The organism is Nocardiopsis sediminis (assembly GCF_042650565.1).
Classification (GTDB): Bacteria; Actinomycetota; Actinomycetes; order Streptosporangiales; family Streptosporangiaceae; genus Nocardiopsis_B; species Nocardiopsis_B sediminis.
In genome coordinates this window covers 61,655-76,910 of the sequence record NZ_JBHSBH010000014.1, presented here as the reverse complement: position 1 = coordinate 76,910, position 15,256 = coordinate 61,655, and the positions used below count along the sequence as shown (strand labels likewise).

The following is a 15,256-nucleotide window of genomic DNA, read 5'->3' as shown; positions in this document are numbered from 1 at the left end:
GCGCCCCGCCCGGTCGGCGCCATGGTGAGCCGCACCCGGCCCGACAGCGGGGCCGAATACGGGACCGTCACCAACATCGTGGCCGGCCCGACCAACCCGGCCGCACCGCCGCTGCACCTGGAGCAGCACGGCACCGAGCTGCGCGGCGAGGTCGTCCTGGGCGGCGTCTACCAGGGGCCGCCCGGTCTCGTGCACGGCGGCTGGATCGCCGCACTGCTCGACCAGGCGCTGGGCGGCGCCGCCAACGCGGCGGGCGTGCCCTGCCTGACCGCCAAGCTCGACGTCGACTACCGCGACCCCACCCCGCTCAACGTCCCCTTGCAGGTCGCCGCCCGCGTCACCGGGATGGAGCGCCGCAAGGTCTTCGTCTCCGCCGAGATCCGCCACAATGGCGAGGTCACCGCCGAGGGGACCGCCATCATGGTGCGGATCCCCCTCCCCGGCTGAGCTCGGCCCCCCGCGACGGGGAGACGCCCGCCGCGCCTGGCGGTGCGCACACAGGGGCTCCGTCGTCCGGTGGTCCGGCCCGCGTGCCGGGCGGACCGGAGCCGTCGCCGGGAGCCGTGCACCGCAGGCGGGCGGGCGCGCATGCGGGGCGCGGGCCGTGCCCGCGGACCGGTCCCTGCGCGGGACCGCCGGGGCCCGCGCCCGGGCCGGGGTCAGGGTCGTGGGGCGGCGGAACAGGCGGGCCGGCCCGCCGCGGCCGCGGTCCCCGCTGCGACGGCGCACCCGCACCGGCCGACTCCGGCCCCGTGCGATCTCTCCACCAGTGTCGGTCACGGCCCCCGCGGAATCACGGAAGGCGGCGCCCGCGCCCGGCCGGCCCCGCTCGATCGGGGCAACCGCGGACCTTCCGGCGGCCCCGGCGGCGTGTCGCCCGGCCGTTCAGGCCCCCGTGCGCGTGCGGGTGCAGCTGGCCGAATTCGGCCAGACCGCCTTCCTGGGCGTCCGAATCGGGCGCGGCCGAGCGGACCGTATTCGCACACCGGTCGTCGCCGCACCCGCAGACCGCGTCACTGGCGGCGCGGGCCGGGCGGCGCAGAACGCGAGCCCCGGGTGCGGGAGCCCTCCGCCGCCCGCCCGTCCCGGCCGCCCCCTATCGCGCCGGGCGCACGGGCCCGTTGCGTCTCCGCGATCCCGGACCCCACCGGCGCCCCACGCGCCGGTCGCGCCACGGTTTCGGTCGCGCCCCGAGGGCCTCCGGCCGGCGCGGTCAATGGCGTTTCCGGGTGATGGGAGCACCCTCGCGACGCCAGGTCATCGTTACCGCCAAGGCGCTTTCCGCGGCCGCCCGGGCAATGAAGACGTCGGCCTCGGCGTTGACGCTGATACCCATTTCGACCGTGATCTCTTCCGGCCCGGCGGCCAGGTCACCCAATTCGCGTCCGATCAGCCGGGACAGCTCTCGGACTTTTCCCAGTATCGCCTCGAATTTCTCGTCGGCGCTGCGGATGATGTCGCGGCCCGACACCTCCTGCATGCCCGGTGAGCTCCCTGCCGCCTCGACCAGCACGGACGCGCCTTCGTCGCTGGTGAACCGGATGATCTCCGCCATGGTGAGCCGCCTTTCGCCGTCGTCCGCCACACCGCGGTCGCCTCGTCTTCGCCCGCCGCCCGTCGCGACGTAAGGTAACTGTCCGCTATCGGGCTACATGAATTGGTCCACACCGGGGATATAAAAAAACGACCGGAGACATGTCGGGATAATCGTCGTGGGAAGATCCGTGTTCCGTTTGCGTTCCTCTGTACAGGTGGTCGGCCACTCGCCTTGGTCGAGAGTTCCGTATGAGCATTGATTCGATCGTGCCCGGAGACGAACCCGGAAGAGGGAAGAGTCGGCGCCGGCCCAAGGGCGTGTCGGCATGTGTCCCGGGGCGCGAGCCCGTGTGGTGGAAGTCCAGTTACAGCAACCAAGCGCCGGACTGCGTGGAGATCGCCCGGGTGCCGGGGGCCCGCGTGCTGGTGCGTGATTCCCACGACCCGGGCGGCGCGGTCATCGGGGTGAGCCTCCGGGCGTGGAGGGAGTTCGTGAGCGGGGTCGACCGGGGGGACCTCGGCTGAGAGCAGGGCCGCGGGCGCGCACCACAGCCGCGCCCGCGGCCCCGCCCGCACACCTCACATCCCGTTCATGAACAGGTCGCAGTTGGCGCGCACGTCGTGCGCGGCCGACCGGGTGGCCGGGTGGTCGGGGCCGAACAGCGCCCGGTACTGGCGCACGACCTCGGCCCTCTCCTCCTCCAGCGCCGCCCCTTCGACGACCCGGCGGTCCATCATCATGTTGCGCAGGGCCGCCAGGGTCAGCGGGTGGTCATTGCCGAAGACCTGCACGGCGCGTTCATGCGTGCGCACGTCGAGGTCGAGCGCCGCCCGGGCATCGCCCGCCGCGAACAGGTCGCTGGCGAGGTTGACGGCGTTGGCCAGGCTGGAGGGGTGGTCGTCGCCCAGCCGGTCGGAGTGGACGGCCATGGCCTCTTCATCGGCGGTGCGCGCCTGGTCGACGCGCCCGAGCAGGCGCAGGGTGACCGCATGGTTGACCAGGGCGTCGGCGTAGAGCGGATGCTGCGCGCCGTAGATGCTGCGGTAGCGGGCCAGCGCGTCCGCCGACAGGGCCAGCGCGGCGTCGTGCTCGCCGATCGCGCGCAGCGACACCGCGTGGCTGGCCGCGGCGCGCACGGTGTTCTGGGAGTCGGGGCCGGAGTGGTCCTCGAACATGCGGTAGGCCTCGTGCGACAGCGCGACCGCCTCGCGCAGCCGGCCGGTGCGCCGCTTGACCGCCGACAGCGCGAGCATGGTGATCAGGCGCAGCGGCGACTGGGCGGGGTAGAGGCGGGAGTTGTCGGCGTGCAGTTCGTCGAGCGCCTGCATGGACTCCCAGTAGCGGCCGGACTCCATCAGCCCCTGGGCGTAGCCGTACTTGCTGCTCAGGGTGCGCGCGTGCTCGGGGCCGAGCATCTGGATGCGGCGCTCGTGGTTGTGCCGGTCGATCTCCATGGCGGTGGTGAAGTCGCCGGTGAGCCGCAGGCCGATGGCGTGGATGTGCGCGGTCTGCAAGGTGAGGGGGTCGTCGCGGCCGAAGAGCCGCTGCTGGCGCTCCAGCACCTCGTGGCTGACCTCGACGGCGTCGCGGAACCGGCCCAGGTTGCGCAGGTCCAGCGCGAGGTCGATGCGGGCTTCCAGGGTCTCTTCGTCGTCGGTGCCGCGCAGCCGGGTGAGGGTCTCGACCAGCCGGATGCTGCGCTCGTAGGACTCCTGGAAGCGCCCGAGGCTCGACAGGATCAGCGCGTAGCGCATCGACACGCGCAGGGTCTGCGGGTGCTCGGCGCCCAGCTTCTCGGTCCACAGGTTGAGGGCGCGCCGCCCCAGCGGCTCGGCCTCGCCCGGGCGGCCCCACAGGTCCAGGAAGCGGACCTCGCTCAGCACCAGCTGGCGCGCCCAATCGCTTTCACAGTCCCACTGCTCGGTCTCCCACACGTGGGGCAGCAGCTCCACGTAGCGCGGCCAGTCGTGGGCCGACAGGGGGTCGCCGGGGTCGAGGTTGGCCAGCAGCATGTGGGCGCAGTGCCGCAGCTCCGTGCGCTCCTCGGGGCTCAGCGGCAGTTTGAGCGCCTCTTGGACCAGCCGGTGCAGCTGGAAGGTGGAGTTGCGGTGGTCCATCTTGACCAGCGCATAGCGGTCGATGGCGCGCAGCGCGCGGCTCAGCTCGATGCCGGGGTCGGCGAGGATCGAGGCGAGCTCGGCGGGGGCCTCGACGTTGCGGGCGTTGTTGAACAGGCGCCGCGGGATCGGCTGGGGCGCCAGGAACGCGCACACCTGGAGCAGCCGCAGGGCGCCCGGGTTGGACTCGCGCAGCCGTTCCAGGGTCATGTTCATCGTGGCCGCCACCGACCTGGGGTAGTCCGGGCCGGGGGAGACGCTGGACAGGAGCTCCTCGGTCTTCTCGTCGAACAATTCGAGCCACTCCGTGGCGGGCATCAGGGTCTCGTAGAGCCACACCGCGGTCTGCTCGATCGCGAGCGGCAGGTCGCCGAGCTTGGCGGCGATACGGTCGGCGTCCTCGGCGGAGAGCCCTTCGGGGCCGCGCTTGTGCAGCAGCTCCGTGCTCTCGTGCCGCTCGAAGATGTCGACCTGCACCAGGTTGCCGCTGACCGTGCGCCACTGCGGGGACCGCGAGGTGATCAGCACCTGCCCCGGGCCCCCGGAGGGGATGAACGGCTGCACCTCGGAGGGCTCGGAGGCGCTGTCGTAGACCAGCAGCCAGTTGCCGTACGGCGTGCCCGTGCGCAGGGACTCCAGGACCGCGCGCACGGTGGCGGAGGGGTCGCCGCCCGGCTGGAGGCCGAGCTTTGGCGCGAGTTCGATCAGCGACTGCTGGATCTGGGAGGGGGTGTCGGAGGGGACCCACCACACGAGGTCGTAGTCGCCGCGGTGGCGCCATGCGAACTCCTGGGCCAGCTGGGTCTTGCCCACACCGCCCATGCCCTGGAGCGTCTGCGGGAAGACCTGGGGCGGCGGAACGGGGCGGCCCGGACCGTGCGGCGGCGACGGGGGAAGGACGGTGGTGTCGCCTTCGCGCAGCCGGTCGCCCAGCTCGGACAGGAGGCTCTCGCGCCCGACGAAGGTCGCGTTGCGCGGCGGGATCTGTCCCCAGACCAGCGGCCGCGTGCGCGGGCCCTGCGGCACGTCCCCGAAGGGGTCGTAGCGCACGGGCTCGGGCGCGGGTCCTCCGTTCAGCACAGAGGAGGCCGGGCCGCCGATGGGGCTCGCCTGGGAAATGCCGGTCGGCTGGGGATCTGCTGGAACCACGGTCGTATCCTCTGGGCTTTCACGGTCGTGAGCGGCGTACCGGGGGACGGGTTCGGGATCGGCGGCGGTGTCCGTGCCCGGGTCCCGGCTCTCCGGGGTGGGTCGCCGGTCCTCCGGTGGCGTGTCATCGGGGTCGCCGTGCGCGAGCGGTGGCGGCGGCTCGGCGGCGGCCCGGCGGAGCTGTTCGGGCAGTGCGTCCAGCGCCGGCCCGACGGCGTTGACGAAGGGCGCGGACGCGGGGTCGGCGTCGGGCAGGCGCTCCCCGGGCGCCTGGCCGAGCAGTAACCGCTCCAGGGCGGCGAACCACGGAACGGAGTCGCGGTAGCGGGCGGCGACCGCCTCCAGCAGCTCCTTGACCTCGCGGCGGCTGCCGCCGGCGGCGAGGAGGAGTTCGCGCACGCCGGGGTGGAACTCCAGCGTCACCTGATCGCCGCGGTCGATGCCGGGGGCGTCGTCGGTGCGCCGGATCAGCCCGGAGCACAGCACCTCGGTGAGGTCGGAGGGCCGGGGTGCGGTGGTGAACCGCTCCTGGACCAGGCGGATGGTCGCGAGGTTCAGGGGGATCGCGGCCAGGCGCACGGCCAGGCGGAACGCCGCGGGTGAGGCGACGACGCGGAAGATCTCGACGCGCTCGCGGGCGTCGAGCGGCCGCGGCGCGGGTTCGTCGGCGCCGGGGAAGGGCGGCACGGCCTCGGCGGCGGGGGCGTCCATGGGGTCGGCGGGCTCCGCGGCGGGGCCGGGCTCGGGCGCAGCGGGCTCGACCACGAGCGCCGTGGTGGCGTACTCGTTTCCGCCGAGGCGGCCGCGGACGAAGTGCGCCCAGCGCTCGATGTCGGCCGCGGCGATGGGGAAGAGCGGGACGGCCACGGAGCCGTCGGGCAGGCCGGGCAGGTCCGGGGCCGGGCCGCCGGGCGACAGCGGGCGGGCGCGGTAGGCGGTGTTGGGGGGCGCGGCCCCGCCGGGGGAGGCGGGGGCGCGCAGCCCGACGTGCCAGGGGCGCATGCCGGTGCCCCGCCACAGGGGGCGGTCCAGCAGGTGGGCGACGCCCACCGCGGCGTCGGCGCCCCAGCGGGCCAGCCAGCCGCCCACGGCGCCGTTGTGCCAGCCGTCGCCCACGCCGTCGCTGAGGACGAGCAGGAGGTCGCGGTCGCGGCCCGCGAAGAGGCGGGCGGGGTCGGGCGCGGGGCCGTGCGCGGCGCGCAGGGTGAGGTCGGCGGTGCGGGCCTTGTCGGAGTCGAAGAAGAACGTCCGGATGGTGCGGAAGACCTGGAGCGGGCCCAGCAGGGACAGCAGGTCGTCGACGAGCGGCTGCTGGACGATCATGGACAGGCTGTCGTCGACGAGCACGGTCAGGTGGTCGGCGACCTCCAGCAGCGGCGAGAACACGGGCAGGACGGGGGTGCGCCGGGCGCGCCCGGGCCGGGGATCGGCCAGTGCGCGCCGCGCGAAGCCGTCGGCGGTGGAGTCCTCGTCGAGCCGGGTGGCGTGGGGGGCCTCGTGGCGGCGGCGGAAGGCCTGGAGGGCGCGGACGAGCGCGCGGCGCTCGCCGAGCCGGGGGCGGGCCGGTGCGGGCAGGCCGGAACCGCCCGGCGGGGGCGGGTACGCCGGGGGGTCGGCGGAGGGGGTCGGTGCGGGCGGGAGCGGCGCCGACATCCCGGGGTCGGGTGCCGGCGGTCGCGGGGGGTCGGCAGCGGGCGGGGGCGGGGTCGCGGTGTCGGTGTCGCGGGCCTGGGGGACGGCCTGGGGCGGCGGCGGGGGCTCAGGAGCGGGCGGTGCGGGATCGCCGGGGGGCTCGCGGTGGGCGGCCAGCCACAGCGCGTCGCCGATCTCCCACCAGGTGGGCGCGGCGGGCGGGGGGTCGTGGGACGGCTGATCGGGGGACGGCGGCGATGCCGGCCCCGCGGTCCTGGGCCGTCCTAGACCCTTGTCGCCGGTCACCCACGGCCCGCTTCCATGAGGCGTTGCCAGACCAGTCCCAGTATCCGGTTCCAGGCGTTCGGATCCAAGGATGTGGCATGCGTGCGGACTTCGGAACTAACGAGATGGACCGAGTTCAGTAGCTGGTCGATGGAGAGCCCGCCGAGTTCGTCGCACCGGCGCAGGAACTCGGCGATGAGCTCGCGGTCGGCGGCGCGGTCGCGGCCGTCGAAGTGGGCGCAGACGATGTCGGCGAGCTGGTCGTGGGTGGGCCGCTGGAGGCGCAGCGGCAGGCAGCGGCGCAGGAACGCGGGCGGGAAGGGGCGTTCGCCGTTGCTGGTGATCGCGATGAAGGGGAACTCGTGGCAGCGGACCGCGCCGCCGTCGATGGGCGCGGTGGAGCCGGGGTCGTCGGTGGGGACGGTGATCCGGGGCTGGGCCGAGCGGAGCCGGGCGAGCTCGGGGATGTCGTAGGAGCCGTTCTCCAGGACGCCGAGGAGGTCGTTGGCGAGGTCGGCGTCGCCCTTGTCGAACTCGTCGATGACCAGGACCCGGGGCAGGCGGTGGGGCAGCAGGGCGGTGCCCAGCGGGCCCAGGCGCAGGTAGTCGCCGATGGGGCGGTCGTCGGGGGTGGTGCCGGCGGCGGCCGCGGCGTCGGCGGAGATGTCCTGGATGCGGGCGAGGGGGTCGTAGCGGTAGAGGCCGTCGCGCAGCGTGGAGCGGCTGGTGATGGACCAGCGCAGGACGCGGCCGAGGCGGAGTTCGCGTGCGACCCGGTAGGCGAGGCTGGACTTGCCCACGCCGGGGTCGCCGGTGATCAGGAGGGGGCGGCGCAGCAGGAGGGCGGTGTTGACGGCGTCGACGACCGTGGTCTCGTGCTCGGTGAGCGGGCGGTCGGCGGGGCTCGCGGAGGCGCCCAGGATCCGGGTGGTCTCGGTTTCGTCGGCCGGGGGGTCGGGCTGGTCCGGCCCGCCGTCGAAGCGCCGCCAGGGCGGGGGGTGGGGGAGTCGCTCCTGGAGGCTCGCGGCGTACAGGTCGGGGCGGCCGGTGCCGCGGTAGATCCACCAGGACGGCGAGGGGGAGCCGCCGGTGCCGGCGTGCGCGGGGCCGGACGTCGGTGAGGACGCCATCAGAGGACCTTCCTCGTCGCTGTCATCGCGCCTTTTTCGGGGAGGAGAATATGCCAGTCGAGCGGAGTTTTCGAATTTGGTGGAAATCGTCGTGAATTACGGTGATATCGTAGGGATCGTAGCCTTCGTCCTCATAGTCCGGATCTGCGCTCCGCACGCGCCACCTGTGCAGGTATTCGGGCAGGGTGTCGAGGTCGTTGCGGGAGATGGCGCCTCCTTCCCGCGTAATTGCCGATCCTAGCGAATCGTGGAATCTTCGTGTCGCGTCGGAGTCGGCCGCATCCAGCCAGGTGATCGCCGGAAGACCGGCCTCCAAAGCCCGGTAGAGCTGTCGTTCCCCGTCATCGCGATCGGGACGCGTGCCCAGTGCCACGAGCACGATGGCCGGGTCGGCCAGCCGGTCCTGTAGAGGGATACCCTCCTCCGCCGGAGGCGCGGTCGGAATGCGGTAGAGGATCCCGCCGTCGTTGCCGCCGAGCAGCTGCCAGCGCCGCATCAGCCGGGCGCGCGTATGCCCCCACGCCCTGACCTGGACGTCGAGCCGCTCGGTGTGGTGCAGGACGATCTCGTAGGCCGCGCCCACCCGCTCGCCCTCGCCCGATGCCGGCGCCCGGAGCCGCCACTGGGCGATGCGCTGGGTCAGCAGCGAGAACGGCAGGAAGAACTCCAGCCGGGTCGGGGGCGGCGCGTCCTCGGCGTCCCAGAAGCCCGGTCCCGCCTCAGCCGCCTCGATCCAACCGAGGACCGCATCGCGCACCCCGTCGACCGAAACCTCCGCGGAGCCGCCGTTGGTGAGGTCGTGCCCGTTGTCGATCCAGTGCGACAGGATGTAGCGCGCCGGGGCGGCGGGGTCGCCGGGCACCGCCTCGGCCGCGAAGATCAGCGCGCCCTTCGCCGGAGGGGGGCCGGCCCCGGCGCCGCGCAGCTCGGCGAGGGCGCCGTCGGGCACCTCGCCGCCGGGTCTGCTGTCGGAGTAGGCGTGCAGCACCGCGGTGTTGGCGACCCCGGTGCGGGCGATCTGCTCGACGAAGACGATCTCGCGCGGCACCCGGTCGGCGCGCGGGGTCATGGCGCGCAGGTGGGTGAACGCGTCCCACGCGGTCGTGAAGCCGGTCCCCTCCGGGATGCGGTCGCGGGTCGCGGCGAGGTAGGCGGCGGCGACGGCCTCGAAGCGCAAGGCGGTCAGCGCGGGCTCCAGCGCGTCCAGCTGGGGGTCGGCGAGCAGGGCGGACAGCGGGTCGACCATCTCCAGCGGCTCCATCAGCCCGATGTGGCCGCCGTCGTGGGCCGTCGCATAGCGCGCCTTGACGATGATGCCGATGACCGACCCCTCGGCGGCGTCGAGCACGCCGCAGCCGCTGAAGCCCGGTTCGAAGTGCGCCGGCCGGGACTCGGCGATGTGCACCTGGGCCCGGTGCGGGAGGTCCCCGCCCGGCCCCATCACGTGGGCATCGGCGCTGAGCCCGTGCGGGCTGTCGCGCGGGTAGCCCTGGACCCGCACGGCCCGGGGGCGCCCGGTGGCGGCGATTTCGGCCATCCGGCCCCCCAGGCGGGCCGCGGAACTGCCGTGGACGGTGCGGTCGAGGCTCAGCAGGGTGGTGTCGCGCTCGGCGTTCCACGAGGAGGCCACGACCCGCGCGGTCCGGGGCCGGTAGCCGCCCCCGCAGGGCACGTCCACGGCCACGGGCTGCCCGGGATCGGGCACGGCCGGCTCCGCCGCCCTGCCCAGGGCGGCGTTGACGACGTGGACACAGGTCAGGATCCGGTCGCCCGGGACCAGCACGCCGCCGCCGACGACGGCATCGCCGGAGCCTTTGATCCGGACCTGCCAGGTGGGGGTGAGGACGAGCGAAGGAGATGCCACCGTGACGCGGCCTCTTTCTTCGGTTGTGTGGGGGGCCTTCCACGCGGTGCGCAATTCGGCTGGCTCTTTATGTTCCCTTTGTGGCGCTGTTTACTCTACGTATGGAGGCGGCTACGCGACTATATGACGTGAGACGCTCGAAGACGGGGAGAGGTTCCAGGAGAAAGAGGGTAGGGGCGTCCGATTCGGCTTTCGCGGTCCGGGGCGCGGACATGACTTCGGCACGGCCGCAACCACCGTTGCCACCGTGCCGGAAAGGAGCCCGCTAACCGAGCGTCACGATCGACTTGTATTCAAGATAGGGGCTCAGCCCCTCGGGGCCGAGCTCGCGCCCCACCCCACTGGCACGGTAGCCGCCGAACGGCGTGTTCACGTCGATGTTGTAGAAGTTCACCCCGAAACTTCCGGTTCGCACGCGGCGCGCCAGCGCGAGCCCCCGCTCGGGGTCGGCGGTCCACACCGATCCGGCCAGGCCGTAGTCGCTCTCGTTGGCCAGGCGCACGGCGTCGTCCTCGTCGTCGTAGGGCACCACCACGACCACGGGGCCGAAGATCTCCTCCTGGGCGATGCGCATGGAGTTGTGCGCGTCGGCGAACACGGTCGGCTCCACGTAGAAGCCGCGGTCGCGCCCGGCGGGGCGGCCGCCGCCCACGGTGACGCGCGCCCCCTCGGCGCGGCCGATCGCGATGTAGCCCTCCACGCGCTCGCGCTGGGCGGCCGACACCAGTGGGCCGACCTCGGTGGCGGGGTCGGCGGGATCCCCGACCACCAGAGCCCCTGTACGCTCGGTCACCGCCTCGACGACCTCCCCGTAGCGAGAGCGGGGGGCGAGCACCCGCGCCTGGGCGATGCAGGCTTCGCCGTTGTTGAGCAGCGCGGTCATCGGCAGCATCCCGATGTAGGCCGCCAGGTCGGCGTCCTCCAGCACGATCGCCGCCGATTTCCCGCCCAGCTCCAGGCTGGCACCGGCCAGGCGTTCGCCGCAGATCGCACCGATGCGCCGGCCCGCGGCGGTGGAGCCGGTGAACGCGACGTGGTCGACACCGGGGTGGCGCACCAGGTGCTCGCCGGCCTCGCGCCCGCCCGCCACGATGTTGAGCACGCCCGGCGGCACCCCCGCCTCGGCGGCGGCCTCGGCCAGCACATAGGGGTCGAGCGCGGTCTCAGGCGCCGGTTTGACCACGACGGTGCAGCCGGCCAGCAGGGCCGGGCCGATCTTGGCGGCGGTGAGGAACTGCGGCACGTTCCACGGGACGATCGCCGCGACCACCCCCACCGGTTCGCGGTCCACGTGCACCGGGCCGAACAGCCCGGGGCGGGTTTCGGTCCAGGCGGTGTCCTCGGCCAGGCCGGCGTAATAGGCGAGCGTCTGGTGCGCCAGGGGCGCCTGGGCGAGCTGGGAGAAGGAGAGCGGGCTGCCCATCTCGGCGGTGATCAGCGCGGCGAGCTCCGCGGTGCGCTCCTCGAAGATCCGGGCCAGCTTCGCGAGGACCGCGGCCCGCTCGGCGGGGGCGGCGTGCGGCCAGGGGCCGCGGTCGAACGCCTCCCGGGCGGCGCCGACGGCGCGGTCCATGTCGGCGGCGGTGCCCTCGGGTACCCGGCCGACGGCCTCCTCCGAGTGCGGCGAGACGACCTCGATGCTCCCCGCCCCGGCGGGCGCCACCCAGTCTCCTCCGATGTAGAGCCGATCATGCGTGCGCATCCGACCTCCCAGCATGGATGGAACTCCTTAACAGAACACGTTTCAGTTTCCCGGCCGACCACGCCATTGGCTAGGGGAGGAGCGGGAGAACGGCGGGTGAAACGCGTTGCCGTGCGCGAGTGGACGGCTGGGTCCGCCCAAGGAGCGGCGGCCCCGGCGGGCCCCGTCCGGCCCGGCACTGAGGGTAGGATCCCCCTATGACGACCCACCGCCACCGCGTGTTTACCAGGCCGACCGCGTCCGCGTCGGCCTCCGGCACATAGGCGGCACCGGGACGTACGTCGGCACCAGAGCGCGAAGGCCATGGCCTTCCGCTCTTTTTCTTTTCCCGCGGCCGACCCGCCTCCCGTTCAGCGGCGCGCCGACCGCCCCGCGACGAAGGAGTCCGCACATGGCCCCGGGCACGATCACCGATCTCCGCTCCCGCATCGACCGCGTCGACGCCGAACTCGCCGCCCTGCTGGAGGAGCGCGCCCTGCTCGCCGCCGAAGTCCAGCGGCACAAGCCGGTGGGCGGCTTCGCCGGCCGCGACCCCGAGCGCGAACGCGCGCTCGTCGCCGCCATGGCACGGCACGCACCCCGCCTGGGCGCGCCCCGGCTGGCCCGCATCATGTCCGCCGTCATCGAGGCGGGCCTGGAAGCGGCCGAGGAAGAACAACGGGGCCCGCTCGCCGATCGGTGAGCCCGGCCCCTGTTCTCCAGATCATTGGGGGCTCGCGGCGCCGGTGAGGCGGGCCAGGCGTTCGCCGGCCCGCCGCGGGGAGCGCGCGTGGCGCCCGAGGGCGTGCCAGGGGTCGCCGCCGGCCGCCAGTTCCGCCAGGCGCCCAGGCAGGCTGCGCACCGACCACGCCCCGGCCGACCGCACCGCGTCGAGCTCCTCCCACCACAGCGGGGTGGCCACCGGCGCCCCCGGCAGCGCCCGCACGGCGTAGGGGGCGACCGAGTGCTGGGCGTAGGAGTTGCGCATCGTGTCGAGGAACAGCCGCCCGCCGCGCTTGTCCTTGCGCACCTCGGTGGTGAGGCGGCCGGGGTGGCGCCGCGCGGCGGCCCCCGCGATGCCGCGGGCCAGGTCGCGGACCGCGTCGATGTCCGCCTCCGGCCGCAGGGGCACCACCACGTGCAGCCCCCGCGATCCGGTGGTCATGATGTAGCAGGCCAGCCCCACCTCGGCCAGCACGTCGCGGACGTCATAGGCGGCCCGCCGCGCGGCGGCGAAGTCGTGGCCGGGCGGGTCGAGGTCGAAGATCATCCGGTCGGGCCGGCGCAGGGCCGCGGCCCGGGTGGTCCAGGGGTGCGGTGTGATCACGGCCTGATCGGCCAGCCACAGCAGGGTCGCGGTGTCGTCGCAGACCAGCATCGTGATCGGGCCGCCGTGCATGCGGTCGACGCGCACCCCCCGCAGCCACTCCGGCGCGTACTCCGGCAGGTTCTTCTGGAAGAAGCCGGGCGTACCGGAGGCGCCGGGATCGATGCCGTCGGGGAAGCGGTGCAGCGCCAGCGGCCGCCCCCGCACGTGGGCGAGCATGAACGGCGCCACCCGCCGGTAGTGCCCGGCCAGTTCCCGCTTGGTGACCCCGCCCGCGCCGAACAGCTCCTTGCCCGGCCGCCCGACGCCCACCCGGCGCCGCCCGGCGGAGAAGACCTCGACCCCCTCGCTCACCGCCCCGCCACCGCGCTGATCAGGACGCGTCCTGCTGTCCCAGCTCGCGGCCGGTGAGGGTGCGGCCCTCGTCGTCGGCGACCTGCTGGAGGCGGCGGCCGGTGCGCACCGACTCCGGGCTGCCGGCGACCGGGTGCCGTCGGGCGTCGGCCTCGTCGTCCTTGGCCTTGACCAGCAGCCACGCCTCCTCGGCTCCGGTGCGGAAGCGGCTCAGGGCGTAGCCGCCGCTGAGCTTCTCGCCGTCGAGGCGGAACGACACGTGCCCGTGCTCCAGCCCCTCGGCCATGGTCAGGTCGCGGTCGCGCTTGTGCGTGGTGTTGGTGTAGGTCCCGGTGTCCCACACCAGGACCGTCCCGCCGCCGTACTCGCCCGCCGGGATGCTGCCCTCGAAGTCCGCGTAGTCGAGCGGGTGGTCCTCGGTGGGCACGGCCAGCCGCTTCTCGCGGGGGTCGGTCGAGGGGCCCTTGGGCACGGCCCAGGACCGCAGCACGCCGTCGACCTCCAGGCGGAAGTCGTAGTGGTCGCGGCGGGCCACGTGGTGCTGGATGACGAAGATCGGCCGGCCGCCGGCACCGTCGGGGTGCCCCGCCGACCCGTGCGGCTCGCGCGTGCGCGCGAAGTCGCGCTTGCGGTCGTAGTCCGACAGCCTGCCCCGGTCGTCGCGCGCGTCCATGGCACCCCCTGCCGCCGCTGTTGCGCCGTTCCCCCGGCGGCTACCCGCGAGGGCTCGGGCCTATGCGGGGCCGTCGTGCCGGGACCACCACAGCGCGAAGCGGAGGACCGCGAGCCCGGTCCGCACCAGCGCCATCGCGAGCCGGAACCATTCACAGCGCCGTTCCGGCCGCGGCGCATCACCCCCACGGACCATCTCTCCCCCTCATCGCCCACGATCGCCCGGCACCGTGTGTGTCCGGACATGTGCGTTCCGTACCCACTCGAGGAGTGCGATATTCGTACTCGTGTTCGATGAGTCCGCCAAGGTGCGCCCCAGAGGGGACCGGGGCGCACCGGTGACCCGAAACGGTCAGGCGCGCAGGTCCAGCCAGACCAGCCGGTGGTCCGAGGCGGCGCCGGCCGCCGGCGACCGCGGGTCCGCCACCGTCGGCCAGTACACGCCGGTCCCGCGCACCGGGAGGCCGCGCGAGGGCAGCACATAGTCGACGCGCAGGTTCCCGGGGGCAGGGTCGTCGCCGAAATCGGCGGTGTCGAGGGCCGGATCGCCCGCGTGGTCCTCGTTGGCGCCGCCCTGGAGCCGGGCCGCCTCGGCCCCGCCCTCACTGCCGGGCCGCACCGCGCCGTTGACCCGGCGCGCCTCGAGCAGCTGCGCGACGGCCCCGGGGTAACCGTCGCCGTCCTCCGGGTCGGCGTTGAGGTCGCCCGCCACCACGAACTTCTCGCCGGGCGCCAGCCCGCCCTGCGTGCCCGCGTCGTCGTAGATGTAGCCGCTCTCGCGCGGGTCCACGTAGTCGGCCCAGAAGCGGATCTCGTCGTGGTTGCGCAGGACGTTGCGCTGCTCGGGGCCGTCGAAGCTCGGCGGTGTGGGGTGGGCGGCCAGCAGGTGCACGGTCTCGCCCCGGCCGGTGCGCACTGGGACGTCCCAGTGGCTCTTCGACGACAGCCGCAGCGCTTCCAGCTCCTCGTCGGAGTAGAAGCCCTCCCCGGTGGCGGGGTCGGTGGGCAGCAGCGCGCCGGGCATGTCCGCCCAGCGGAACGTCTGGAAGGTGCGGACGGCTTCGGTGTCGATGGGGTAGCGGGAGAAGACGGCCATCCCGTACTGGCCCGGGAACGCGCCGAACCCGAACGCGTCCTCCGCGTAGCCCGGCGCGCCCGGCTCCGTCACGGCGGAGCCGTTGTTGTCCAGGTCCATGCCCGAGGCGACCCCGGTGTTCACGGGCGCGCTGTAGCGGTACGGGTAGTCGATCGGGTCGGCGCCGTTCTGCCCCTCGGCCAGGTAGTTGTCCTGGAACAGGCGCGCCGCCCGGCCCTGTTCGTCGTGGTCGAACTCGTTGACCAGCAGCACATCGGGGCGGTTGCGCTGGATGACCTCGGCCACGGCCCGCGCCTGGGCGTCATCGGGGGTCGAGAGGTCGTCGATCAGCCCGCCCTCGTCCGGCCGGTTCAGCGCGGCGTTGAACGTCGCGAAGCGCACCTGCGCCCCGCCGCCCTCCTGCGCGGAGTCG

The 15,256-nt window shown here is 74.0% G+C and carries 11 protein-coding genes; 3 read left to right on the top strand and 8 right to left on the bottom strand.

Translation table 11 applies throughout. The features are described from left to right. On the top strand, window positions 1-447 hold a 447-nt coding region (locus ACFOVU_RS22015), incomplete at its 5' end, for a PaaI family thioesterase (RefSeq protein WP_378536606.1). Window positions 448-1,213: 766 nt separating this feature from the next. Here the strand turns inward: ACFOVU_RS22015 and ACFOVU_RS22010 are convergent. Next, complete coding sequence (locus tag ACFOVU_RS22010; protein WP_378536605.1) at window positions 1,214-1,555, bottom strand: CU044_2847 family protein; 342 nt, start codon at window positions 1,553-1,555, stop codon at window positions 1,214-1,216. Window positions 1,556-1,785: 230 nt separating this feature from the next. Between ACFOVU_RS22010 and ACFOVU_RS22005 the strand changes: the two genes are divergently transcribed. Next, window positions 1,786-2,061, top strand: coding sequence for a DUF397 domain-containing protein (locus tag ACFOVU_RS22005; protein WP_378536603.1), 276 nt, complete (start codon window positions 1,786-1,788; stop codon window positions 2,059-2,061). A gap of 54 nt (window positions 2,062-2,115) precedes the next feature. Here ACFOVU_RS22005 and fxsT read toward each other — a convergent pair whose 3' ends face one another. The 4 genes from fxsT to ACFOVU_RS21985 all read right to left on the bottom strand — a co-directional run bounded on the left by fxsT (window position 2,116) and on the right by ACFOVU_RS21985 (window position 11,416). Beyond that, the gene (gene fxsT / locus ACFOVU_RS22000; protein WP_378536602.1) at window positions 2,116-6,741 is read right to left on the bottom strand and encodes an FxSxx-COOH system tetratricopeptide repeat protein; all 4,626 of its coding nucleotides are present in this window, start codon (window positions 6,739-6,741) and stop codon (window positions 2,116-2,118) included. Beyond that, window positions 6,738-7,850 carry an AAA family ATPase gene (locus ACFOVU_RS21995; RefSeq protein ID WP_378536600.1) on the bottom strand — a complete coding sequence of 371 codons (1,113 nt, stop codon included), beginning with the start codon at window positions 7,848-7,850 and terminating at the stop codon, window positions 6,738-6,740. The genes fxsT and ACFOVU_RS21995 overlap by 4 nt, the downstream gene beginning before the upstream one ends. A gap of 22 nt (window positions 7,851-7,872) precedes the next feature. Next, entirely contained in the window at window positions 7,873-9,714 is a 1,842-nt protein-coding gene (locus ACFOVU_RS21990; protein ID WP_378536598.1) for a VMAP-C domain-containing protein, read from the bottom strand. Window positions 9,715-9,979: 265 nt separating this feature from the next. Next, on the bottom strand, window positions 9,980-11,416 hold the full coding sequence (locus ACFOVU_RS21985) for an aldehyde dehydrogenase (RefSeq protein ID WP_378536596.1): 1,437 nt from the start codon (window positions 11,414-11,416) through the stop codon (window positions 9,980-9,982). Window positions 11,417-11,807: 391 nt separating this feature from the next. On the opposite strand from ACFOVU_RS21985, the gene ACFOVU_RS21980 reads away from it, so the two are divergent. Then, window positions 11,808-12,098, top strand: coding sequence for a chorismate mutase (locus tag ACFOVU_RS21980; RefSeq protein ID WP_378536595.1), 291 nt, complete (start codon window positions 11,808-11,810; stop codon window positions 12,096-12,098). A 21-nt stretch (window positions 12,099-12,119) separates the two neighbouring features. Here the strand turns inward: ACFOVU_RS21980 and ligD are convergent, their stop codons facing one another. The 3 genes from ligD to ACFOVU_RS21965 form a co-directional block, all read right to left on the bottom strand. After that, window positions 12,120-13,076, bottom strand: a complete 957-nt coding sequence (gene ligD, locus ACFOVU_RS21975; RefSeq protein WP_378536593.1) for a non-homologous end-joining DNA ligase — start codon at window positions 13,074-13,076, stop codon at window positions 12,120-12,122. A 19-nt stretch (window positions 13,077-13,095) separates the two neighbouring features. Further along, window positions 13,096-13,749 (bottom strand): DNA polymerase ligase N-terminal domain-containing protein, encoded by a 654-nt coding sequence (locus ACFOVU_RS21970; RefSeq protein ID WP_378536592.1) that lies wholly within the window; start codon window positions 13,747-13,749, stop codon window positions 13,096-13,098. 351 nt (window positions 13,750-14,100) lie between these two features. Continuing rightward, a partial coding sequence (locus ACFOVU_RS21965; RefSeq protein WP_378536590.1) for an endonuclease/exonuclease/phosphatase family protein occupies window positions 14,101-15,256 on the bottom strand: 1,156 nt, incomplete at its 5' end.